Genomic DNA, 22,429 nt, shown 5'->3' with positions numbered 1-22,429 from the left:
GCATGAAATGGAGGAGATAAAATGAAGCTTGCCATCGTAACAGGCTCAACAAAAGGTCTTGGCAGAGCGATTACTGAACGTTTGCTTAATCAAGGCGTACACGTGAATGCCATTTCTCGAAGCAAAGAAACGAATCAACACGAAAGGCTAACAAGCTACCAGGGAGATCTTTCGGATTCGGAAGAAATGATTCGGCTCATGCAAGAAATAACAGAAAAATTACCATTGAGTCATTACACTTCTGTCACACTAATTAATAATGCCGGAACGGTTACACCGATAAAAAGGGTTGGCGAAGCTGAAGCAGGAGAAGTGATAAATCATTATTCATTGAATCTTATTGCCCCTGTCGTACTTAGTCAGGCATTTGTAAAATGGACTGCAAATTTTAAAGGCAAGAAAACAATTGTTAATATTTCCTCGGGGGCCGCACACAAACCAAGCAAGGGCTGGAGCGCTTACTGCAGCTCCAAGGCAGGTTTGGATATGTTTACAAAGGTGTTCGGTGTTGAACAAGAGGATCATGAAAACCCAGTAAAAGTAATCTCCTTCTCTCCAGGAATTATGAATACCGAGATGCAGGGACAGATTCGTTCTTCGAAGGCAGAGGATTTTCAGCAGGTGCAGCGATTTCAAGAATTTCACGAAAAAGGACAGCTTCGATCTCCTGATTTTGTTGCGGGAAAGCTTATGTCACTGCTTGAAACTGAGATGGAAAACGGACGCATATATGATATAAAAGAATTTCTCTAAACCCGCGGCATGAATGCGCGGGTTTTTAATTTTATAAATTAAAGAAACTGTCTATAACGTAGAAAGCAAGTGATCATATACTGCTTTAACTGTGTTTTTCACTGGCTGGAAAAGGGTACAGAATTACAATTCCGCGAAAAATGAGAATAAATGTAACAAATAAATTGAGAAAAGCTTAAAAATATGTTAGGATTCTACAAATGCTTTCAAGGAGGGATTTCTATGAGATCCGTTCTATTAGTGGACGTATTCACCCATCCAATTGCCCAAAAATACCTCAAGCGTTCAGGCATTGCCCATGCGATTGCTTGTGCCTATCATGCCTGCCACATGGCAGTTAAAGCTGGAGTCAATCCCGATCTTGCTGCAAAAGCGGCGCTCCTGCATGATATCGGGCATTATGAATGGTTTACAGACGGAGAATGGGATTATGAATTGTACAAAAGAAATGATATACATGCGATAAAAGGCGCTGAACGTGCGCATAAGCTGTTAATTCGCCTTGGCGAAGAACCCAAGGCTGCGAAGGAAATTGCTTTAGCCATACTTCTTCATACGGATTCTTATTTGCCGGAAGGAGATTTGGAAAAAAACAAACTTCAGCAAATTGTCAAAATGGCTGACGAAATGGATGAAGAGCCGGGAGGAAGACACCATTATCGCGTCATTGACCAAACAACAGCTTTACATCGTATTAAAAAGCTTGACCAAATGATCGACCAAGCAGGGTATCCTATAAAAAAACTTGTATAAGGTTACGTGAGTCTGCCTGCGGTTGTCGATCCTCTTTTTTCACCTGCTTCCCCTCAAACTCTTTCTGCATGAAATGTGCTGCTTACAACCTATCCAAATTCGCAAAAATGATCAAAATATACGATTATAAAACGAGAAACATTGAAAGAATGTAAAAGAGCAGACAACTGCTCTTTTTGTTATTCTTGAAAAAACGTCAATTTCTCATTCGATTATGAAGAATTTCTTATGCTAGAATGTAGAGAAGCAGTATAGAGAGGAAGGGAATCATCATGAAAAAAATATTAGCATTTACTCTCGTTCTTCTACTGGCAAATCCGAGCCTCATTTTTGCCCATTCAACACTGGAGAACTCGACGCCTGAAAATGGAGCAGTTATAGAAGAACCCTTAAAAGAGATCACATTGCACTTTAACACACCAATTGAAAACTTAAGCACGATGACTTTAAGTCGCGAAAGCGAAGAAATAGATCTTGAAAACCAAAAAGTAGAAGGCTCTACAATCACTGGTACTCTTAAAGAGCCTTTGCAAAGCGGAGAATATACAGTTTCATGGAAGATTGTCGGTGAAGACGGGCACACAGTTGAGGATAGCATCGGCTTTTCAGTAAATGTTTCAGAAAAAAATCAAGACGCAGAGGACCAAGATGATCAAACAAATGCTCTAACAGATAGCAATGATACTGGTGGCCAAGGCCAAAATGCTTATATGTGGATTGGCATTATTGCTCTTTTGTTTGCAGCAGGTATCTATCTGTTAACAAGGAAGAAAAAATAATGCCGGATTTGTTCGTCTCCCTAGTGGATTTTTTTGTTTACTTGCTTCTTTCTTTTTTGGTCGGCCATATTTTTCTGACATTTATTCCTGAGGCGAAAAAACCATTTGTCCAAGTGCCAGAAAAATTACTGCTAGCCAGTCCGCTGCTCATCGCGATCTTAACCATCGGGCCGATTTTAAAGCTTAGCCTATCTTATTCGAAGGACTTTGGCTTTTATCAAGCCTTCTTTACCGTATTAACTGATTTACGATCGGGTCAGGCGTGGATGATGACTGTCATCATATGCTTATGTGTATGGTTGTTCAGAATGATAAAGGCGCCAAATTTACTTCAGCTGCTTTTTTTATTTGCGCTTATCTTTGTTTTCGGTTACGGAGGCCATTCCGCGTCTATTTCTCCTGTATGGGGGATCGTCAATCATGTGTTGCATTTCACAGGTGCTGTATTATGGGTTGGAATTTTACTGAACGTCGGTTGGTTTGGGGAAAAGGAGCAAAACTGGTCAGCATTTTTAAATTGGTTCACCCCTTTAGCAGCAGGATGTCTTGTCCTGATGATCACAAGCGGTCTTTTTTTAATGAGTTTCGTTATGAATATATTTGATTATGCCAATGCATTTCCGCTTTCTTACGGTCAATATTTGTTTATCAAACATATTGGGGTACTTGCTGTCATTGCTTTTGCCATTGTGAATGGCGGATTGGCTTCCTATGCAAAGTCCAACCGATTTCGGGTACTGCATTGGATAAGAGCGGAAACGGTCATACTCGGGGTTGTCTTTTTCTTTACAAGCCTCCTGGGGACTCAATCACCGCCTCATAATATTGGTGAAACACTGTCGACAAACGGAGAGTCCTTTCTTTTTAGGAGCTTTAAAGGGACTGCAAACATCCCTGTCCATGCTGATTTTTCTGTAAGCATTGCCGGAGTCGTCTTTGCATTCATGTCCATTTCATTTCTCGCTCTTTTTTATATTAGTTTGTTTAGAAATGGCAGTGTAAAAGTCGGCCTGTTATTTTGCTTTCTTGTCATGATTTCGTTTTATTTGGCGGCGATGAACAGTTTCTCTTTTTCTTAATGGGAAAAACGTTTGACATATTTGGATTTGAATAGTAGTTTGAAAGTAATCATAACAAGGTATTCAGGAGGAGTAGCGGCTTGCTTAAATCAAAAGTACATTTTTGGACACTGCAAATATTGCTTGTTTTGCTCATTATTTTTGTTTCAACGAAGGTATCTTTTTTATTTGAACCGTTTATCTTATTCGTTACCACCTTGTTTTTCCCGATTTTGATAGCGGGGATTTTGTTCTTTATTTTCAATCCAGTTGTTAACTTGCTGCAAAAAAAATTGCCGAGAACGATATCGATTCTTTTGATTTATTTGGTATTTATCGTATTGGTAAGCATCCTCCTTGCTACAGTGGGTCCTATCGTGACTTCTCAGATAACTGATCTATTCAATAATATTCCTCGATATGCTGAGGAAATTCCACAATTAATAAATAATCTTTACGAATCGCAATGGTATAAATGGATGCTGAACCAAGATTATGTTTCTATTTCTCAGCTGCAAAATACACTTAGCTCGTATGCGACAAATCTTCCTCAGAATTTTTCTAAAGGAGTAAGTGCGATCGTTGGAGTGATGGCAAATATAACACTGGCTATAGTAACTGTTCCGTTTATTCTATTTTATATGTTGAAGGATGGATCGCATTTTCCGAATTTGGCGGTGAAAATTCTCCCAGTTAATTACCGAAAAGAAGGGTTGAAAATTTTTCACGATTTGTATTCAACCTTAGCGGCTTATATTCAAGGACAGCTGATTGTCAGCCTTTTTGTCGGAACCGGATGTTTTATCGGGTATTCGATTATTGGTCTGGATTATGCATTAATATTAGGAATTGTCGTGGCTGTTACCAATATTATTCCTTATCTTGGACCGTTTATTGGAGCTGCACCGGCTGTGATTATCGCTCTGATTGAATCACCGACTCAGGCACTCTTAGCAATCGTAGTCGTTGCTGTTGTCCAACAAATTGACGGAAATCTGATTTCTCCACTGGTTATCGGAAAACGAATCAATACTCATCCATTAACGATTATTCTGCTCTTAATTGGCGCAAGCAGCTTCGGCGGTGTACTCGGAATGATATTGGCTGTCCCGGTTTATGCCGTATTAAAAGCATTCACCCTAAATGTAGTTCGGCTTATTCGTTTACGGCAGCTTTCCGTATTGGATAAAGAGAAACAGGCTTGATACCGATAAACAGGCACAATCAGCCTACCCCTTTCATACTATGGGAAAAAAAGTAGGGGGAATAGATGGTGCCTGCTATTGTCGGACCTATACGGATTGAGAATTTGCTAGATAACGGAATCACAAGCTTTGGAGATGTATTTGCCATCTCACCGAAAAGTGCTTTCCAGTCATCGGGAGGATCCGGTGCATTTAATACGGGAGATTACAATTGGTTTATGAATCAAAAAAGCAGTACGAAACTTGATGATTCTGATGTTTTTGATCAATTCGATGCATTTAATGGATAGCATTCCTAATTTGGAATGCTTTTTTTGTATGAAATCAGTCCTATTTGTTGTATAATAAAACCAAATCATCAGGAGAGTAAAAAAATGAAAATTAGAAAAGCGAATCTTACAGCAAATCATATTCCGATCAACCAGGTTTACCTTCACGAGAACAGGAAAGAAAATCATACGCTGATTGCTGTCCCTGACTTGGAATGGAGTATTCTCGTTTCTTATGAGGATGAAAAAGAAGAACTGTTTTTAACAATTGACCAATCACTTCAAAATAGAACGACAAGAGAAGCGGCTCAAGAGCTTGCAATTAAAATGGTTCAATGGGTTACTGAGATGTAATGACATATTTTCTTATATTGAAGCATAAAAAAATATTACTATTAATTGAAAGCGTTTACAAAAAGATTGAAGCATTTTGTTTATGGCCATACTGAAACAAGGGAGGGCTAATAATGACTAATTATGATTTTTCATTTATCAGAGGTATGTGCTGGGCAACGGTTTTCAGCATACCGTTATGGATTTCGTTTTTTGGATGGTTAAAATTGGTTGGAATGGTTTGGGCGGTAATGTAGTATTTCTTATAAATTCGAAATATGGACAGTTGGAATCATATTGGGCGAATGATAGTTTGAATCCTTGCTATTTGAAGTTTTGCTTTATTTTGCTTTATACTGGATTCAAACACTTAAATGCAGGAGGATTCGCATGGATGATTCTTCAATGGACCAATATATCCAACAGGGCATATACGGTACTCTTGAAACAAAAAAGGACGAACGCCGGCTTTTTTTAGGCTCGATTCGCGAACGGGTAATTATTGCGTTAACAATTGGGCAAGTAAGGAGGAAGGCGGTTTATAAAGAAGTTGAACAAGCATTGAATTCTAATAAAGAAGCAAAATTGCTGTTGAACGGACAAATGAACTATGGCGATTTTTCTAAATATATTCAATTAGCAAACAAGTCGGGGAACGATTTTACGATTGTATCCGATTCATTTCATCCGCTCCTGGGATTAGTTTTGGCGGCGCCCACAGCTGTCGATAAAGATAAGATATATATAGAAGACGAGATATTTCGTAAATCTCAACTTTCAAATAAGAAATAATGAGCCGGGTGTTGCTATGCAATAGTCGGCAAATTTAATTCTTTCAAAGCTGCTGTGACTTGGCTATACTAATAAATATAAAAATCAGGGGGAGAGAAGAGTGAAAAAAGCGTTAATCTGCATTGATTATACTAACGATTTTGTTGCTGCTGACGGCAAGCTGACCTGTGGTGAACCAGGACAGCAAATAGAAGAGGCAGTTGTTCAAATAACAGATCGTTTTATTCTACAGGATGAATATGTCGTTTTCGCCGTCGATTCACATCTAGAGGATGACCCGTTTCACCCTGAGACAAAATTATTTCCCCCGCATAATATAAAAAATACAGAAGGAAAAGAACTTTATGGAGATTTGAAGAAGCTCCATCTTTTACACAAAAGCAAGAAGAATGTTTATTACATGGAAAAAACAAGATATTCCGCTTTTGCAGGAACAGATTTGGAGATTAAGCTGCGAGAGAGAGACATCAGCCAAATTCATTTGATTGGTGTATGTACTGATATTTGTGTATTGCATACGGCTGTTGATGCTTACAATAAAGGGTTTGACATTGTCATCCATAAACACGCGGTAGCAAGCTTTAATCAAACTGGACATGAGTGGGCACTCTCACATTTTCAAAACAGTATCGGAGCGGAAGTTGTCGAATAGAAAAGGGGAATAGAGTTGGAACACCGTTATAAAGATGACAGTTTATCCTTACACACAGATTTATACCAAATCAATATGGTTGAGACATACTGGAGAGACGGAATACATGAGAAAAAAGCAATTTTCGAGCTTTTTTTTCGAAAGCTTCCTTTTGAAAACGGATATGCTGTCTTTGCGGGGCTTGAAAAAGCGATCGAGTATTTAACAAAGTTTAAATTTACGAACAGTGATCTTGCCTATTTAGAAGAAGAGGTTGGTTACAAGCCTGACTTTATCAACTATTTAAAAGGACTGACCTTCAGCGGCTCCCTGTACAGCATGAAAGAGGGAGAGCTAGTATTCGGCAATGAACCGCTGATGAGGATTGAAGCACCATTGGCGGAAGCTCAGTTGATTGAGACTGCTTTGTTAAACATTGTGAACTACCAAACATTAATCGCTACAAAAGCCTCCAGAATCAAACAAGTGATTCCAGAAGAGGATGCCTTGGAATTTGGTACTAGACGGGCTCACGAAATGGATGCGGCGATGTGGGGAGCAAGAGCGGCTATTATTGGAGGCTTCCAATCGACAAGCAATGTACGTGCCGGAAAGCACTTTAACATCCCGGTTTCAGGGACTCATGCCCACGCTCTGGTCCAAGCTTATCGTGATGAATATAAAGCGTTTAAAAAATATGCGGAAACCCACAGAGATTGTGTGTTTCTTGTCGATACATATGATACGATTCGATCAGGCATTCCGAATGCGATTAAAGTTGCAAAAGAATTTGGAGATCGTATCAACTTTATCGGAGTTCGTCTGGACAGCGGAGACCTTGCGTATTTATCGAAAAAAGCGAGAAAAATGCTCGATGAAGCAGGCTTCAAAGAGGCAAAGGTCATCGCGTCCAGTGACTTGGATGAGTACACGATCTTAAATTTAAAGTCGCAAGGTGCAAAAATAGATGTATGGGGAATCGGAACAAAGCTGATCACAGCGTATGACCAACCGGCGCTGGGGGCAGTTTATAAGCTTGTTTCGATCGAAGAAGACGGAGAAATGGTCGATACGATAAAAATTTCTTCAAATCCTGAAAAAGTCACCACTCCCGGGAGAAAAAGAGTGTATCGCATCATCAATCGCTTGAACAACCATTCTGAGGGAGATTATATCGCACTTGAAAACGAACCAGTAAATGATCAAGAGAAGATTAAAATGTTTCACCCGGTCCATACGTTTATCAGTAAATTCGTTACAGACTTTGACGCGAAGGAGCTGCATGAAACGATAATTGAAGAGGGAGAGCTAATGTATGAAAAGCCCTCTATAAGTGAAATACAAAGCTATGCAAAGGAAAATCTTAACCTCCTCTGGGAAGAATATAAAAGGATCAGCAAACCCGAGGAATATCCGGTTGATTTAAGCGAAGCCTGCTGGACAAATAAAATGAATTTAATTCAAGAGGTAAAAGAGAAAGCGAAAAGCTTAAAAGAGGATTAGAGTGATACCATAAGAGGAAACCTTGGTAATCGAGCAATCAGAGGGGATGAGGATATCCCCTCTGTTTTTTATTTTTTGCAGTGTATAAAAGATAAAATGATTAACTCATTATAGGGACATTAAGAGAGAAGTAATTATTGCAAAGATTGCTGGATTCGGTTATTCCATTTAGTATTAAGATCTTCAATAAGTTCTACCGCTAAGCTCATGAGGATATTTTTCCAACACAGAATGAGGAAGCCCTACTTTATCAAGTAGTGCGGTTATTCACTCGGGATATTCGTGCTCTTCCCACTTCCGCGTTCACCGATTAATCCAACACATTCTCCTTCATTTATTAAAAGCTCAGCCCGTTCAAAACGTCTGCTTTTTCACGATTAAAGTATCATCCAGCTTTAAGGTAATCATGGAGGAAGAAACACAAGTAATCTAGTAAATAAACTAATTTATGAAAATATTGTCCTTGATAAATAAGAATCATTACGATATGATATAAATCGGAATGATTACGAAAAAAGAGGTAAATACTATGAAAATAATTAAAAATAATAATCGGCACGGCTGCGTCAGTTTTAAAAGTTCCCATAAATACATAAAAAATCACTTTCTTAAAATTAGTATCTTATTGGTATGTGTTAGCTTTTTAAGTGCTTGTACGCAGTACTCGCATAGTGCTGATGAAGAAAAAGCAGAAGACAAGCACATCGATTTTCTCTATAATTTCTCCACTAATTCACTAGATCCTCATGTTGATTCAAGTTATGTTCCGTTAAGAGCAGGGATAACTGAAACTCTAGTTCGACTAGATGAAGAAAATTTAACTATTGAACCATGGCTGGCAGAAAGCTGGGAAGGTGAGGATGGGCAACATTGGACAATTAAACTTCGTGAAGATGTCACGTTTCAAAATGGTAATAAAATGGATGCTGAAAACGTGAAAGCCTCTCTTGAACGAGCGCTGAAAGAAAGCGTTGCTATTCAAAATGCACTCAAAATCGATAAGATTGAAGCTGATGGCTATACATTAAAAATTACGACGACAGAACCTTTTCCGGAGTTTGTTTCTGAGCTTGTTAACCCAAACGTTTCGATCATTGACGTAACAGAAGAGGATATTGTCAACAAACCGGTCGGTACAGGACCTTTTATATTGAAGTCATTTACACCTGGAAGCAAGCTTGAGCTCGAGCGCTATGCTGATTATTGGGATGGGGCTTCAAATCTTAATTCAGTCACATTCGCTTTTAATGAGGATGCAAATGCTCGTTCGCTTGCACTGAAGTCTGGGCAAGTAGATATTGTTTATCGTCCAGAGGTAGAAAGCTTGGAATCGTTACGAGCACAAGATGGAATTGAAGTTGAATCGACTGCAACATTCCGTGTACATCAAATGACGATGAATATGGAACGCAAAAGTTTGCAGGATGTTAATGTGCGTCGCGCTGTTGATGCGTTGATTAACCGCAAGAAAATTGTTGATACGATTCTTTTAGGATATGCAGAACCTGCTGTTGGGCCATTTTTACAATCACTGCCGTTTTCCCCATCTTATAAACAGAGCGAAACGGGAACGGACATAGCTGTTAAGTACTTGGAGGAAGCTGGTTATTCACTTGAAAAAGGGAAAATGCAAAAAGACGGAGAGCCGCTTAAATTTACCCTATTAACCTACAGTGCAAGAGCAGACTTGCCATTAATTGCTCAAGTTTTTCAATCGGACGCAAAACGAATCGGTATTGATGTTGAAATTCGCCAAATTGATATTCCTGAGGAATATATGGCGTCAAACCGCGATTGGGATTTGGCTACGTATAGTAATTTAACAGCCCCGCGCGGAGATGCTGGATATTATTTAAATGCAACCTATCATCCAACCGGCGCTCTCAACTTTAGCGGTGCAGAAGAGCCTGAACTGACTAGAATTATTGACAAGCTCAATCAAACCGTCAGTCAAGAAGATCGAGCTGTTCTTGCTGAGCAGGCAGCTGATTATGTCCATGATCATGTGATCAATTCATTTGTCTTGCATCCTTCCACCATTGTTGCGTATAACGAAAACAAAGTGAAAAATTGGGTGACCACACGAAGTGAATATTACATGATTATAAACCAGTTGGATGTGAAGTAAATGGTTCAAATTCTTGCTCGGAAATTCTTTGAAGTTCTATTTTTTACGTTATTTATTACATTTGTCAGTTTTTTGTTTGTTCGGCTTGCCCCTGGCGATCCTGTTTTGACCATTTTGAATGTTGATGAGCTATCAGTTAGTCAGGAGCAAGTAGAAGCATTAAGGGAAGAGATGGGATTCAACAAGCCATTGCTCGTCCAGTACGGACTTTGGCTGCTTAAATTTATCCAGCTTGATTTCGGGAACTCTTATGTCACGGGTCAACCTGTAATGGATATGATTTTAATGGGGCTGCCTTCCACAATCGAATTAGCCGTTGGTTCGTTGATTGTCATGCTGGTCGTATCAATTCCACTCGGATCGCTATCTGCCCTTAATCGGAATAGCTGGATTGATCATATGAGTAGAATCCTATCAATTATTGGTGCGGCCATCCCAAGTTTTTGGCTTGGCCTTATTTTTATTGATTTATTTGGTGTACGTTTCAACTTGCTTCCAACCATGGGAAGAGACGGATTTGTCTCATTGATCTTACCGTCATTGACACTTGGGTTGGCCATTTCAAGTGTATATGTGCGTTTGCTTCGTTCCAGCTTACTTGATTCGCTTAGTCAGGAATTTATCCGTGCAGCGAGAGCGCGTGGGTTGTCAGAACGGCGAATTTTTGTAGTGCATGCATTTCGACACAGCCTGCCTCCAGTTATTACTGTATTCGGAGTCAGTTTAGGAAGCTTGATTGGTGGTGTAGTGGTGATTGAAGTATTATTTGCGTATCCGGGGATAGGAAAGCTTGTCGTTGATGCGATACGTCAACGAGATTATCCCCTTATACAAGGATATATTTTAATCATGGCGATCATTATTTTCATTGTAAATACATGTGTGGATTTATCTTACCGGTATTTAAATCCCGAAATGAAACTAAAAGAGAAGGGGACCAACTGATGAAAGGATTGTCTATACGTTTGCAAAAGGTAAAAAAGCACAGTTGGCAAGGGATGATGGCACTGATATGTGTACTTCTTATTTTAGCAGCCATCCTATATGCTTTTTTTTATTTGCAGCATGATCCAACATTAACAATTCTCGATGGACGCCTCCAGGGGATGAGTTTTCAGCATCCGCTTGGAACAGATCAACTTGGCCGGGACGTACTGACCAGGCTTTTACTAGGCGGTCAGCAGACTATCGGTTATAGCTTGCTGGCGCTGATAGTTGCTCTCATCATTGGAATCCCCTTTGGTCTTATCTCGGGATATAAACGCGGTTTAGTTGATCGGGTATTTATGCGAATTGCCGATGGATTTTTAGCCTTTCCAGATACGATTGTCGCAATTGTTCTAAGTGGATTACTTGGACCGGGCATCGGCAACCTTGTGCTTGCGATTGTGATTGTCAAGTGGGTTAGTTATGCTCGTCTAGTTCGCAGCACGGTTTTATCAGAATCTCAAAAGGATTATATACTGATTGCTAGGATTAACGGACTATCTTCAAGTAAAATCATGCGTAAGCATCTATTACCACATATTGTTGGACATGTTCTGGTTCTGGCAAGTCTTGATTTAGGCAAAATTATCTTGCTTATTTCTTCCTTGTCATATATTGGTCTTGGTACACAACCCCCAATCCCTGAATGGGGAGCGATGCTAAACGACTCACGTCCGTATTTTCAGTCAAAACCTGAATTAATGATATACCCTGGTTTAGCTATTGTGGTTGTTGTGCTGCTAACGAATATGCTGGGTGATTATTTACGTGACCATTTTGATGTAAAAAAAGAGGTGCGGCAATGATTTTATCAATTGAGCAAGTATCGATTAGCAGCAGAGAAAAGAAAATTGTTGATAACGTGTCACTCTCTATTCGTGAAGGAGAGTGGTATGCACTGGTTGGTCAAAGCGGGAGCGGAAAAAGCATACTCTCACAAGCAATTGGACGAATGCTTTCACCTAATTTGCAGGCTGAGGGAAAGATTATTTTTAAGGAAGAAGATTTGCTATCGTTATCACCTAAACAGATGAGGACAATTCTTGGAAAAAAGCTTTCCTATATTTTTCAAGATTATCAGGGTTCTTTTACACCGTTTAGAACAATTGGCCAGCATCTTGAAGAATACCAGAAAGCACACGGTATTCTAGATGCTAAAAATAGGAAGGTAAATTCATTGGATGCAATTCACTCAGTTGGATTAGATGAATCTTTGTACAGTCGATACCCGTTTCAGTTAAGCGGCGGACAACTTCAGCGAATTTCGATAGCTATGGCGCTTTTGCTGTCACCTGATTTATTAATTGCAGATGAAATAACCACGGCACTTGACAGTGTCTCAGGGCACAGGATTTTAGAATTACTTGCAAAGCGGCAAAAAGAAACAGGCTGTGCAATTTTATTCATTACCCATGATTGGCGCCATGTCAGACGATATGCGACACGTCTAGCTGTCATGAAGGAAGGGGAAATCGTTGAATCAGGCGGGAAGCATCGTATACTTGACCATCCGCAGCATGAATATACAAAGCGGTTGATCCAGGCCGCACCTACACTAGGACGTGGCCTCCCATCAGGGTTACAGGAGGTATATTAACGTATGAGTCTTCTTGCTGTTAAACAACTGACGAAATCATATCAAGCTGGAAAAACAGCTGTGAACAACCTCTCATTTGAACTGAAAAAGGGTGAATGTCTTGGCATTGTCGGTGAAAGTGGCTGTGGTAAAAGCACACTGGCTCGTTGCTTGCTGCGGATTGAACCAATTGACAGCGGCTCGATCTATTTTAAGAATGAAGCAATTGAACAGCTTAATGAGCATCAGTTACATCCTTATAGAAAAAACATTCAAATCGTGCTTCAAAATCCAGCAGCTGCCTTAAATCCAAAGCTTAAAATAAAGGATTCATTGATTGACCCTTATGCCCAATACAGTAGGAAACTTAACCTTAGTCATTTCTCCTATTCCTCCAGGGACGCATTTGTAAAGCAACTCCTTGAAGCCGTTGAGCTGCCGTCAGGTATAGCAAATCAATATCCTCATGAATTAAGCGGCGGACAAAGGCAACGTGTAACGATTGCTCGTGCGATCAGCATTGAACCTGAGCTCATTGTTCTAGATGAGCCAACCGCAAGCCTTGATGTCATCTCGCAAGGGGCAGTACTTACTTTATTGACAGAGCTTCGCGAAACTTTAAATCTCTCTTACTTATTTATTTCACATGATCTTGCTGCTGTCAGCCAAATGAGCCAGCGGATTATGGTTATGAAAGAGGGGAAAATTGTCGATCAATTTATCCGCGATCATTTATTTGGTGAGGAACGCCATCCTTATACAAAAGAGCTCATTTCAATTTTTTAAATAGAACGATAGTGAATAACAGCACCAATATTAATCTTAATACTGCTCATGTATTAACTAATAAAAACATATTCAATCATTTGCAAAACTATTTCAACCGAAAAATCACTATCTTCAGCAATCTTGGCGCTTTAATGGTGTAACGAAAAAGAACCCAATTTCTCTATTTTAATACAGAGGAATTGGGTTTTTAATATTGAAATTTAAATGACGCTGCCACTTCGAGTGTTGAATAATATGGATGCTTCAAAGTTAACTGGAACGTATGCTCATCTCAGGGGCTTTAGGTCACCTTAAGGAAGACTAGTAGAAAAGGGCTGCTCCACTGATCTAAAGATCCCATAGATTGAAAGTTACTAGAAAATACCGAGACATGAAAAACTAACTTCCTTTGCGAAGTTCAAAATAAATTGTCGTCCAGCCGATAAAAAGATGGATGTGGTTTAGTTGGTGAATGTTTAAAAAAATGGCGTCGAGGAGGGTGTGGAAATGAAAGTTTTTGTGGCCAGACAACCTATTTTCAACAGAAAGGAGCAAGTAGTCGCATACGAGCTTCTTTATCGAACGAATGAAGTTAATAATTATTCTGTCAAAAATGGGGATGAAGCTACTACAGACGTTATGATCAACAGCTTTTTCAACATCGGGATGGACCGTCTGACTGAAGGAAGAAAGTGCTTCATTAATTTTACATATGGCTTACTAAAGTCTGATTTTCTGACATATTTTGACCCTAATAAACTAGTTATTGAAATCCTTGAAGATATACCGATTACGAAAGAACTTATTGCCAGGTGCAAGCAATTGAAAGGGTTAGGGTATACGATTGCTTTAGATGATTTTTCAATTTCCAGATCAGCTGAAGAAAAACTATTGCCCGTCTTATTTCAATCCATTGATATTTTAAAAGTGGACTTTTTACAGACCACGCAAGCGGACCGAAAACGACTCGTCGATCTTTATCAAAAGTACAACATAAAATTTCTGGCGGAAAAAGTAGAATCACGCAAGGATTATCATCAAGCGATGGCGCATGGATTTCAGCTGTTTCAAGGATATTTTTTCAGCGAACCGCAAGTTGTATCGGGACAAGATCCGTCTTTGCACTTTCACTCGTATTATCAGCTGTTGGATGAATTAATCAAAGAACAACCGAGCATTCACAGGGTGACCCATTTTATTGAAAGGGATTTAAGTCTTTCCTATCAATTATTAAAGTTATTGAATTCTCCTGCCTTTTATCGAAAGAAAAAAATCACCAGCATCAGGCACGCCATTGTAATGCTCGGATTTACCGAAATCAGGCGCTGGATTTATATTCTTTCTTTTAAAAATCTTCATTTTAAAGGAACACTCAAGCAAAAGGGAAGTCATCAAGTTGTCGCTAATCAGAGGAAAGTTATGTGAACTTCTTGCCAAAAAAACATACAGGGACCATCCTGCCTCATACATGCTTATCGGCATGTTTTCATTTATAGATACACTTTTACACGGTAAAGTGGGTGATATAGTTAACGAATTGCCTTTGCTTGATGAGGTCAAAGGTGCACTTCATGGAAATGACAACGACTATAGATATGTATTACATATGGCAAAATGCATTGAGCGTAATAAGTGGGATGAAATCAATATTGCCGATATTTCGAAAAAAGAGGCATACCAATGTTATTTAAAAGCTGTTGAATGGAGCGGAAACCTGCTGATTATTTAGAATGACATGTTGATTTATATTCCCTGCGGACTATGCATGTATAGTCCGCAAGTTATCCCCACTCAGATATTTCCTTCAAGTGACCACCGCAAAAAAAGAGTGACTTTTTCGTTCGATTGAGAAAGCTCAATATGGATCCCATCAGGATTAAACATGACACGCAGGTCACTTGTAACCCCAGTTTGTTTTAAGAGCTGAAGAACTATTTTTTCCTTGGATTCTTGAGCTGCAGCCATTATATTTTTTGACAAATCAGGAGAACTGGAAAGCTTTAATACTAAAATTTCTGCTTGTTTAAGGAGAAGCGTGCTTTGCTTGGCAGATTTCATAAAAATCTGCGGGTTTACCGGCGGCAGTGCAGGATGGCGATAATATTGCGGCTTATTGTATATAACTCGGTAATAAGGGTGATAATAAGGAAAATAATGAAACATTAATCCACCTCTTTCGATAATAAAGGGATTTAAGTATTGTTTGTTGAAGAAGGGAAACAAGTCAAAAATAAGGAGGATATTTATCAATATGTCTGGGCATTCGCAGATTTTTGTGTTGGACGACAAACTTGTTGCGGTTTTTTCGGTCACCATGAATCATTGCGTCGGAGAGTTTGAATGTTTGCTGTCGAAAAACGGGATAGAAGATTTCACGGTCCAGTACATCGGAACGAATTCAGATCGAAAGACGTTGATAGAACTGGGTAAAATAGAGGCAACACGCTTAATTGATGAATATTGGAACACTCCTTTAGACTCTGCTAAATAGAGTCTTTTTTTATGCCTGAGAACAAAGTCTTGCCGAATCGTGAAGTAAATTTATGAAATATGACCTATTGAATTTTGCGGTGTCACGCATGAATGTTTTCGCCTAATTTTCGGTGAAAATATACCCGATACCATTTAAACTATAGTTAGCAGATCAAAACTAGTTCTTTCGGACAAATACAAATGCATTGATCTTCCAAAAAGGAGTGTGGAATCCGATTATGAATCAGTATAATATTGAAGAATTGAAGCAATTGCTGAGCAAACTGGAAACGGATATTAAAGAAACGAATAACTCTCTCCGAATGATCAATAAGAGCATTGACAAATATGACAAATACGCTTACGTAAAAATCTCGTAAGGACTTGCATCTTCTGCAGGTCTTTTTTTATTTGCAAGAAAATACATATTTCTTCATAAAACTGCAATTCATATAAAAATACTCTATCTTTCTCTCTCTCGATTTAGTAAAATAGTTTTGAGGGAGTGAGTATCATTTCTAAGCAAATTTATCTAGAGCCTGGCAGCATTAAAAACAAAATGAGGCGTACGATAGAGGAACATTTACATAAAGGTGAACTGCAAGAGCATTTAACAATGTTTCTTGAAGAAAAAGACCAGTTTCCTTTTGCAAATATGGCCTCCTGTCATTATCAAGCGTTTGGTGGGCAAGATGAGTCATCTATTCAAACTCTTTCTGCAGGAATAGAACTTTTGATACTTTCTTTTGACATTTTTGATGATTTGGAAGATGAAGACAATTTCGATGCTCCTTGGATGAAGCTCAGTCCCCCAATTGCTTTAAACGCTGCGACTTCTATTTATACAATTGGTATTCATACAATATGCGCAGCCGGCTCAAACGTTCATTTACTGTCAGCAGCCTCACGCTATGCATTGCAATCAATGCAGGGCCAGCATTTGGATTTGAAAAATGAAATGGCAACCGAAGATGAGTGCTTGGAAATGATGAAGCTAAAAGCTGGATCTTTATTTGCTTTATCGTGTATCCTCGGAACCTTGCTCGCGAACGGAAAAGCTTATCCTTGTATAGAAGCCTACGCTTATCAGCTGGGAATTGCTGCTCAAATTGAAAATGACTATAAAGGGCTCTTTCAGGAACATAATAATGATATAAAACAACAAAAGCGTTCGCTAGCTTACCTATATCTTTCCCGGGAATTTACCACGCACTCCTCAGAAATCCTCAGCATGATCGATCACGGCAGATTCTTTCAGCAAGAATTCAAGGATATAATAGAATACAAAGAAAAACTCCATGTCGCAGGAGTCACACAATACATGAACGTCATGAAAAACCTTGCCATTCATCACGCGAAAAAAGAAATGGAAAAGCTTACACTGCCAAAAGATCAGCTCATGACTATTCAATCAGTCATGTTTGATAAATTTTAACAAAAAGGGGAGAAAGGTAAGTGCAAGATATCGTAAATTTTTTAATTCAAAATCCTGATGTTGTCGAAAAGGTATTAGAGGGTAAAGCGAGTTTATTAGGTGTGAATTTAGACGAATTGAATGTAATTACTGAAGGTTTGAAGCAGCTTAGTGTGAAAAGTGATGGAGGCTTCTGGGGAGGGTGAGTTTCCCCAGATTCTTTATTCTTTTTAAAATTAAATTCATAGTAGAAAGTAAAACTTGTAAAAATTATTATATAATAGTTAATTGATATCTGTTTAATTTAATACGTTCTTTCTTAGAGGAGCCTGCTTTGTTAGGATGGTTTTTATGAGAGTAAATTTAAATAAAGTTGCTTATATTGCTATATTTTTGAGCATCGCTTTTATGATTTATATGATTACTGTTCATATAAATCCAATTCAATCAGGAATGAAAGTAACAGAAACAAATGAAGGTTATCTAAAAGTAATTGATATCGAACCTAGATCTCTTGCTGCGGGTCTACATGTAAAAATAGGAGATATAATTACTGAGGTTAATGAAGAACATCCAAATGGAAAATTATCTATAGTTGATGAAAATTTACAATCATTTATGATAAAAAGAGGAAATGAAACTATTCATTTTCAACTAGGTTATAGCTTAATTAGTTCTGAGAATCTATTTATGCTAGTTATCCCATTTTTATTCTATTTTTTATGTCTTTACTGTATTTATTTTATTTTGAAATCAAATAAAAATTTAAATTTGCCATCTGCATTTATATTAATTCTTTTTTTATTGGTTACCTCTGTCTCATATATGGGTGGAGTTGCAACCGCCAGAGGAGATATTTTTAGTAAGAGCCTTACATTTTTAACTTTTTTAGAAGTACCTGTGTTATATTTTCATTTTATATATCAATATTTCAAAGAAACTGGAAAGAAATTTTTTAATAGTAAAATATTGTTTTTGTTGTACCCTATTGGTTTAATAGTTTCTTTAATTGACTATTTCAGAGAATTTTTTCATATATCTTATGATCTTTCCAAAAATATAATACTGATTTCATTTTTAGTTATCTTGATTATCTCGTTTTCTTTTATCTTATATGGGTTAATAAAGTATAAATTTTCAGAGCAAGCGTATCTATTGAGAATTTTATTTCTTAATAATTGTATTGCTTTTACTCCATTTATTTTGCTTTATGTTCTGCCTTTTGTTTTCTATGGTGATTTTATTTTTTCTGCTGTGTATCTTGTTCCTTTTTTGTTGCTTATTCCTTTTTCGCTTGTCTATCAATTTGTGGCGACAAAAATATACAATATCGAGTTTTTGTTGGGGAGATTTAAGTATTATGGGTTTTTAAGTATTTTGCCTACGATTCTTTTAGCAATAGTTTTTACATTTTTAAGCGGAGAGGCTTCGACTGGATTTACTACGATTAAATATATCGTATTTACGTATTTAATAATTCTTGCGGTTTTTTATTTAAAAGAAATTCTCGATTTCCGTTTCCGATTAAAGCGTTTTTCAGAGAAGTTTAATTATCAGGACAGCATTTATAAGTTTACGCAGCTGATTCGGAGTGCAACATCTTTGAATCAGGTATTGACTGAGCTGAAAAATACGATTTTAGACGTGTTGATTGTCAGTAAAGCGCTTGTTTTAGAAGTGAAGACCGATGGTTCCATTAAAAGATTAAGCGAAGAGAAGGATCAGAAACGTGAATGGGAACCATATACTGCGGAAATAATTAATGTGACTGAGGGAATTGGGAAGATTGTCGAAATTGACAAGGGTTTCGTATTAAAAATCGGCGAACGAGGAGAGCGGTCTTTTGTCATTTTGTGCCTTTCCGTCTTAAATACCCCTAAGCTTACCAGAGATGAAATTTCATGGCTGGAGACGCTCTCTTTTTATACTAGTGTTTCGTTAGAGAATTTCATTAAAATAGAAGAATTGATGGATCATTTGGAGGAAGTGAAAAAAGAAGGCTCCAATCCTGCATGGCTTAAAAATCTTATGTTTGCAATAGAAGAAAAGCAAAGATCACATTTAGCCAGAGACCTTCATGATTCTGTATTGCAGGATTTAATTTCGTTGAAACGGCAATGTGAGGTTCTCCTTGACGGGAATAAAGAAGATCGTGATCGTGTAAATAGCCAGATTCAAAATATTGACAAAAAAATGACGGATGTTATTCAGACGACGAGAGAGACGCTGCAGGAGCTTCGGCCGCAGCTACTATATGATCTTGGTTTGGTGAAGGGATTAAAAAAGCTGATATCCCAATATAAGGAGTCGACTTCCATTGATGTACGCTTGAATTCGGAAAGGTTTAATGCTTCATTGGACCTGGACTCTCAACTGAATATTTATCGAATTATTCAAGAGCTTCTTACAAATACGGCAAAGCATTCTCAAGCTACGTATGTCTTAATTATGCTCGTTTGCATAAAGGATAAAATTGTTTTGCATTATGAAGATAATGGCGTCGGCTATGATAAGAAGAATTTGAATGCACAGGAATCGGGCAGCATGGGACTTTCGGGTATTCAAGAAAGAGTTCGGGCATTGAATGGAGATCTTCAAATTGAAACGGATGTTGGCAGAGGATTTAAAGCTGTTATGAATTTATATTTATAGTACAAATAAACTTGGTTGTTCCCCAAGTTTATTTGTTATTCTTCCATTTTTCTTGATCATGCTTGCCAATACGCTCTCTTTCTATATAAAATAAGTATGAGTGATGATGAGGGAGGAAACTATGAAAAAATTACTGGTTATTGATGATCATCCGGCTGTTATGGAAGGGACAAAAGCAATACTTGAGACGAATCAGGAATATGTAGTTGACTGTCTTAATCCCCATTCCAGTGAAGATGAATTCGTGAAAAATAATGATTTTTCATTATATGATGTCATTTTAATGGATCTGAATCTCGGAAATGTGAATGGAATCGATCTGACAAAAAAGATATTGGAAGCGTATCCTTCATGTAAGATCGTCGTTTATACTGGATATGAGGTTGATGATTATTTTGATGAGGCGATTAAAGCCGGAATGTATGGAGCCATCAGCAAAGCGGAATCGAAGGAGAAAATTATTAAATACATATCTCATGTCATAGATAATGAGATTTTAGTTCCGTTTCCCTATTTAAAACAGCTAATTACTCATAAAAAATCGAAATCACAGAATAATAATGAGCACGAGCTATTAACGGAAAGAGAATGCCTGATTCTTCAGGAGGTTGAACAGGGATTGACGAATCAAGAAATTGCGGATGTTCTTCATTTAAGCAAGAGATCGATTGAATATAGCCTTACGTCAATTTTTAACAAGCTAAATGTGGGATCACGAACAGAAGCCGTCTTAATTGCTAAATCTGAAGGCGTACTCGATTCGTAACAAGGAGAAATGGAGATGGATTTTCAAAATACAATGATGGAAGCGCTCGGGATTGAGATGGAGGAATGCTCTCCAGAGCGCTGTGTAGCTACTATGCCTGTTGATCACAGGACGCGGCAGCCTTTTGGACAGCTGCATGGCGGGGCTTCTGTCGCGCTGGCGGAAACTGTGGCAAGCTTCGGAGCATCCCAGCTCATTGATCAGGAAAAACAAGCTTGCGTTGGGCTCGAAATCAATGCCAACCATATAAAATCCGTTCAGTCTGGCATTGTGCGGGCTGAAGCAACCCCATTACATATAGGAAGAAGCACTATCGTTTATCAAATTGAAATCAAGGACGAGAATCATCGGCTGATTTGTATTTCGAGATGTACGATGGCGATTATCACCAAACGCTAAGACCGAATTAATACATACGATAAGTAAAGCCGCCCTGCTTATGAAGCAGGGCGGCTAAATATTTTTCAAAATTTAAAGATAAGAATCATCCTTATGTTTGATGACAAAATTTCGATGGCCTTTGTAATCATCTTGAACACTTCGTTTATCGAGCTTAACGCCGACACTGTAGGCAGCTCTTCCCAGCAGATGGGAGCCAACCGGCACTGTTAAAAATATAAAAACAATGCCCAGCAGGACTTTTCCGGAGAAGACGCCATTTATGAACCAATAATAAAAGAATACGCCGAGCAGTACGCTGGCTACTCCAAGCGTAGCCCCCTTCGAGGAAGCATGCATTCTCGTATAAACATCAGGCAGCCTTAATGTTCCTACAGCAGCGATTAAACAAAGCAAAGCACCTTGAATGATGAGATAAGCAATTAATATTTTAGCGGCGACGATCATTCTCGATGATTTCTCCTTTCTCAAGAAATTTTGAAAAAGCTACGGTCCCAATAAACGCCAGTATTCCAAACAATAGAATGATATCTAAAAAGACACTCGTATTGAGTAATATACATAACAGGCCGGTAATGGCGATTAAATTGATTCCGATCGAATCCAAGGCGACGACGCGATCTGGAACAGTTGGCCCTTTAATTACACGTATCACATATAAAAACGTAGACAATGCTAATATTCCCAATGCTGTGTAAATGATTAGCTCAAACATTAGCGGCTCACCTCCATGATGCCTAGTTCAAAAGATACACGAATGTCGTGGATCGCTTTTTCCGCATCATCGATATCCATGGCATGAATATAAAGAATTGAGCGATCATCAGAGATGTCAATGACAAGCGTACCTGGAGTAAGAGTAATCATTGATGAAAGAACCGTGATTTCCCATTCGTTTCTCAATTCTGTACGAAAGGCAAAAATTCCGGGCTTGTAGTTTGATTTTGGTGACAGAATCGTTTTTAATACACTAATATTTGCTATAATCACTTCTTTAATAAAGATAATAAGCAGCTTCACGATTGCCCAGGCTTTCATCAAGTATAATCGTTCAGAAAAAAATCTGCGCATAATCAGCAAGCAAAGTATACCTAAAACGTAACCAATAAAGAAGCTGGTCCCTGAGTAAGTATCAATTAAAAACATCCAGCAACAGGCGAGAAGAACATTTAATAAAATTTGATATGCCAT

27 protein-coding genes and 1 pseudogene are annotated in these 22,429 nt (G+C 38.3%); 24 read left to right on the top strand and 4 right to left on the bottom strand.

Annotation, left to right across the window (positions count from 1 at the left end; all coding sequences use genetic code 11):
- Positions 1–21 precede the first annotated feature (21 nt).
- From JOC74_RS07595 to JOC74_RS07520, 17 genes and pseudogenes are all read left to right on the top strand, one after another.
- Positions 22–753, top strand: coding sequence for a (S)-benzoin forming benzil reductase (locus JOC74_RS07595; protein ID WP_053604008.1), 732 nt, complete (start codon positions 22–24; stop codon positions 751–753).
- 222 nt (positions 754–975) lie between these two features.
- Positions 976–1,506, top strand: a complete 531-nt coding sequence (locus JOC74_RS07590) for an HD domain-containing protein (RefSeq protein ID WP_053604007.1) — start codon at positions 976–978, stop codon at positions 1,504–1,506.
- Between the two features lie 272 nt (positions 1,507–1,778).
- A complete protein-coding gene (locus JOC74_RS07585; protein WP_053604006.1) occupies positions 1,779–2,285 on the top strand; it encodes a copper resistance protein CopC in 507 nt (168 codons plus the stop codon).
- Positions 2,285–3,364, top strand: coding sequence for a CopD family protein (locus JOC74_RS07580; protein WP_053604005.1), 1,080 nt, complete (start codon positions 2,285–2,287; stop codon positions 3,362–3,364). The genes JOC74_RS07585 and JOC74_RS07580 overlap by 1 nt, the downstream gene beginning before the upstream one ends.
- 80 nt (positions 3,365–3,444) lie before the next feature.
- Positions 3,445–4,548, top strand: coding sequence for an AI-2E family transporter (locus JOC74_RS07575; RefSeq protein WP_053604004.1), 1,104 nt, complete (start codon positions 3,445–3,447; stop codon positions 4,546–4,548).
- A 68-nt stretch (positions 4,549–4,616) separates the two neighbouring features.
- The gene (locus JOC74_RS07570; protein ID WP_053606096.1) at positions 4,617–4,838 is read left to right on the top strand and encodes a spore germination protein; all 222 of its coding nucleotides are present in this window, start codon (positions 4,617–4,619) and stop codon (positions 4,836–4,838) included.
- Between the two features lie 84 nt (positions 4,839–4,922).
- Positions 4,923–5,171: a YueH family protein gene (locus JOC74_RS07565; protein WP_053604003.1), complete on the top strand. Its 249-nt coding sequence runs from the start codon at positions 4,923–4,925 to the stop codon at positions 5,169–5,171.
- 113 nt (positions 5,172–5,284) lie between these two features.
- Positions 5,285–5,407 carry a hypothetical protein gene (locus JOC74_RS23900; protein ID WP_264080126.1) on the top strand — a complete coding sequence of 41 codons (123 nt, stop codon included), beginning with the start codon at positions 5,285–5,287 and terminating at the stop codon, positions 5,405–5,407.
- A 133-nt stretch (positions 5,408–5,540) separates the two neighbouring features.
- Positions 5,541–5,942: a YueI family protein gene (locus JOC74_RS07560; RefSeq protein ID WP_053604002.1), complete on the top strand. Its 402-nt coding sequence runs from the start codon at positions 5,541–5,543 to the stop codon at positions 5,940–5,942.
- A 100-nt stretch (positions 5,943–6,042) separates the two neighbouring features.
- Positions 6,043–6,594 carry a cysteine hydrolase family protein gene (locus JOC74_RS07555; RefSeq protein ID WP_053604001.1) on the top strand — a complete coding sequence of 184 codons (552 nt, stop codon included), beginning with the start codon at positions 6,043–6,045 and terminating at the stop codon, positions 6,592–6,594.
- Between the two features lie 15 nt (positions 6,595–6,609).
- Complete coding sequence (locus JOC74_RS07550; protein WP_053604000.1) at positions 6,610–8,076, top strand: nicotinate phosphoribosyltransferase; 1,467 nt, start codon at positions 6,610–6,612, stop codon at positions 8,074–8,076.
- A 529-nt stretch (positions 8,077–8,605) separates the two neighbouring features.
- Positions 8,606–10,204, top strand: a complete 1,599-nt coding sequence (gene nikA / locus JOC74_RS07545; protein WP_082363980.1) for a nickel ABC transporter substrate-binding protein — start codon at positions 8,606–8,608, stop codon at positions 10,202–10,204.
- Complete coding sequence (gene nikB, locus JOC74_RS07540) at positions 10,205–11,149, top strand: nickel ABC transporter permease (protein WP_053603999.1); 945 nt, start codon at positions 10,205–10,207, stop codon at positions 11,147–11,149. It begins immediately after the preceding gene.
- Between the two features lie 56 nt (positions 11,150–11,205).
- Positions 11,206–11,997: a nickel transporter permease gene (gene nikC, locus JOC74_RS07535; protein WP_376773353.1), complete on the top strand. Its 792-nt coding sequence runs from the start codon at positions 11,206–11,208 to the stop codon at positions 11,995–11,997.
- Positions 11,994–12,788 carry an ABC transporter ATP-binding protein gene (locus tag JOC74_RS07530; RefSeq protein WP_053603997.1) on the top strand — a complete coding sequence of 265 codons (795 nt, stop codon included), beginning with the start codon at positions 11,994–11,996 and terminating at the stop codon, positions 12,786–12,788. The genes nikC and JOC74_RS07530 overlap by 4 nt, the downstream gene beginning before the upstream one ends.
- 3 nt (positions 12,789–12,791) lie before the next feature.
- Positions 12,792–13,553 (top strand): ABC transporter ATP-binding protein, encoded by a 762-nt coding sequence (locus JOC74_RS07525; RefSeq protein WP_053603996.1) that lies wholly within the window; start codon positions 12,792–12,794, stop codon positions 13,551–13,553.
- Positions 13,554–14,042: 489 nt separating this feature from the next.
- Positions 14,043–15,264, top strand: a pseudogene (locus JOC74_RS07520) (EAL and HDOD domain-containing protein).
- 62 nt (positions 15,265–15,326) lie between these two features.
- On the opposite strand, the gene JOC74_RS07515 reads toward JOC74_RS07520, so the two are convergent.
- Entirely contained in the window at positions 15,327–15,698 is a 372-nt protein-coding gene (locus JOC74_RS07515) for a YuzC family spore coat inner layer protein (protein ID WP_053603995.1), read from the bottom strand.
- Positions 15,699–15,786: 88 nt separating this feature from the next.
- On the opposite strand from JOC74_RS07515, the gene JOC74_RS07510 reads away from it, so the two are divergent.
- From JOC74_RS07510 to JOC74_RS07480, 7 genes are all read left to right on the top strand, one after another.
- Complete coding sequence (locus tag JOC74_RS07510; RefSeq protein ID WP_053603994.1) at positions 15,787–16,026, top strand: hypothetical protein; 240 nt, start codon at positions 15,787–15,789, stop codon at positions 16,024–16,026.
- 220 nt (positions 16,027–16,246) lie between these two features.
- The gene (gene degQ / locus JOC74_RS07505) at positions 16,247–16,387 is read left to right on the top strand and encodes a degradation enzyme regulation protein DegQ (protein WP_053603993.1); all 141 of its coding nucleotides are present in this window, start codon (positions 16,247–16,249) and stop codon (positions 16,385–16,387) included.
- 125 nt (positions 16,388–16,512) lie between these two features.
- Positions 16,513–17,442, top strand: a complete 930-nt coding sequence (locus tag JOC74_RS07500) for a polyprenyl synthetase family protein (protein WP_225970217.1) — start codon at positions 16,513–16,515, stop codon at positions 17,440–17,442.
- 20 nt (positions 17,443–17,462) lie between these two features.
- The gene (gene comX, locus JOC74_RS23430; RefSeq protein ID WP_082363977.1) at positions 17,463–17,627 is read left to right on the top strand and encodes a competence pheromone ComX; all 165 of its coding nucleotides are present in this window, start codon (positions 17,463–17,465) and stop codon (positions 17,625–17,627) included.
- 145 nt (positions 17,628–17,772) lie between these two features.
- Positions 17,773–20,073 carry a sensor histidine kinase gene (locus JOC74_RS07490; RefSeq protein WP_053603992.1) on the top strand — a complete coding sequence of 767 codons (2,301 nt, stop codon included), beginning with the start codon at positions 17,773–17,775 and terminating at the stop codon, positions 20,071–20,073.
- A gap of 121 nt (positions 20,074–20,194) precedes the next feature.
- Positions 20,195–20,839, top strand: coding sequence for a two-component system response regulator ComA (comA, locus tag JOC74_RS07485; protein ID WP_053603991.1), 645 nt, complete (start codon positions 20,195–20,197; stop codon positions 20,837–20,839).
- 15 nt (positions 20,840–20,854) lie between these two features.
- Positions 20,855–21,238: a hotdog fold thioesterase gene (locus JOC74_RS07480; RefSeq protein ID WP_053603990.1), complete on the top strand. Its 384-nt coding sequence runs from the start codon at positions 20,855–20,857 to the stop codon at positions 21,236–21,238.
- A 72-nt stretch (positions 21,239–21,310) separates the two neighbouring features.
- Here JOC74_RS07480 and mnhG read toward each other — a convergent pair whose 3' ends face one another.
- Genes mnhG through JOC74_RS07465 form a run of 3 tightly spaced genes read right to left on the bottom strand, consistent with a single transcriptional unit; the run spans position 21,311 to position 22,429 of the window.
- Positions 21,311–21,685 carry a monovalent cation/H(+) antiporter subunit G gene (mnhG, locus tag JOC74_RS07475; RefSeq protein ID WP_053603989.1) on the bottom strand — a complete coding sequence of 125 codons (375 nt, stop codon included), beginning with the start codon at positions 21,683–21,685 and terminating at the stop codon, positions 21,311–21,313.
- Complete coding sequence (locus tag JOC74_RS07470; protein ID WP_053603988.1) at positions 21,669–21,953, bottom strand: Na(+)/H(+) antiporter subunit F1; 285 nt, start codon at positions 21,951–21,953, stop codon at positions 21,669–21,671. Before JOC74_RS07470 ends, mnhG begins: the two co-directional genes overlap by 17 nt.
- Positions 21,953–22,429: a Na+/H+ antiporter subunit E gene (locus tag JOC74_RS07465; protein ID WP_053603987.1), complete on the bottom strand. Its 477-nt coding sequence runs from the start codon at positions 22,427–22,429 to the stop codon at positions 21,953–21,955. Before JOC74_RS07465 ends, JOC74_RS07470 begins: the two co-directional genes overlap by 1 nt.

The sequence above is a fragment of the Bacillus capparidis genome (assembly GCF_017832095.1).
Taxonomy (GTDB): domain Bacteria; phylum Bacillota; class Bacilli; order Bacillales; family Bacillaceae; genus Bacillus; species Bacillus gobiensis.
Note: the sequence above shows the minus strand (reverse complement) of the source record. Positions and strands in the feature narration are given on the sequence as shown.

Coding starts and splice junctions, on each gene's coding strand:
- JOC74_RS07595 (WP_053604008.1), top strand. CDS start 22: ATGAAGCTTGCCATCGTAACAGGCTCAACAAAAGGTCTTGGCAGAGCG.
- JOC74_RS07590 (WP_053604007.1), top strand. CDS start 976: ATGAGATCCGTTCTATTAGTGGACGTATTCACCCATCCAATTGCCCAA.
- JOC74_RS07585 (WP_053604006.1), top strand. CDS start 1,779: ATGAAAAAAATATTAGCATTTACTCTCGTTCTTCTACTGGCAAATCCG.
- JOC74_RS07580 (WP_053604005.1), top strand. CDS start 2,285: ATGCCGGATTTGTTCGTCTCCCTAGTGGATTTTTTTGTTTACTTGCTT.
- JOC74_RS07565 (WP_053604003.1), top strand. CDS start 4,923: ATGAAAATTAGAAAAGCGAATCTTACAGCAAATCATATTCCGATCAAC.
- JOC74_RS23900 (WP_264080126.1), top strand. CDS start 5,285: ATGACTAATTATGATTTTTCATTTATCAGAGGTATGTGCTGGGCAACG.
- JOC74_RS07560 (WP_053604002.1), top strand. CDS start 5,541: ATGGATGATTCTTCAATGGACCAATATATCCAACAGGGCATATACGGT.
- nikA (WP_082363980.1), top strand. CDS start 8,606: ATGAAAATAATTAAAAATAATAATCGGCACGGCTGCGTCAGTTTTAAA.
- nikB (WP_053603999.1), top strand. CDS start 10,205: ATGGTTCAAATTCTTGCTCGGAAATTCTTTGAAGTTCTATTTTTTACG.
- nikC (WP_376773353.1), top strand. CDS start 11,206: ATGGCACTGATATGTGTACTTCTTATTTTAGCAGCCATCCTATATGCT.
- JOC74_RS07530 (WP_053603997.1), top strand. CDS start 11,994: ATGATTTTATCAATTGAGCAAGTATCGATTAGCAGCAGAGAAAAGAAA.
- JOC74_RS07525 (WP_053603996.1), top strand. CDS start 12,792: ATGAGTCTTCTTGCTGTTAAACAACTGACGAAATCATATCAAGCTGGA.
- JOC74_RS07515 (WP_053603995.1), bottom strand. CDS start 15,698: ATGTTTCATTATTTTCCTTATTATCACCCTTATTACCGAGTTATATAC.
- JOC74_RS07510 (WP_053603994.1), top strand. CDS start 15,787: ATGTCTGGGCATTCGCAGATTTTTGTGTTGGACGACAAACTTGTTGCG.
- degQ (WP_053603993.1), top strand. CDS start 16,247: ATGAATCAGTATAATATTGAAGAATTGAAGCAATTGCTGAGCAAACTG.
- JOC74_RS07490 (WP_053603992.1), top strand. CDS start 17,773: ATGAGAGTAAATTTAAATAAAGTTGCTTATATTGCTATATTTTTGAGC.
- comA (WP_053603991.1), top strand. CDS start 20,195: ATGAAAAAATTACTGGTTATTGATGATCATCCGGCTGTTATGGAAGGG.
- JOC74_RS07480 (WP_053603990.1), top strand. CDS start 20,855: ATGGATTTTCAAAATACAATGATGGAAGCGCTCGGGATTGAGATGGAG.
- mnhG (WP_053603989.1), bottom strand. CDS start 21,685: ATGATCGTCGCCGCTAAAATATTAATTGCTTATCTCATCATTCAAGGT.
- JOC74_RS07470 (WP_053603988.1), bottom strand. CDS start 21,953: ATGTTTGAGCTAATCATTTACACAGCATTGGGAATATTAGCATTGTCT.
- JOC74_RS07465 (WP_053603987.1), bottom strand. CDS start 22,429: ATGGCATATCAAATTTTATTAAATGTTCTTCTCGCCTGTTGCTGGATG.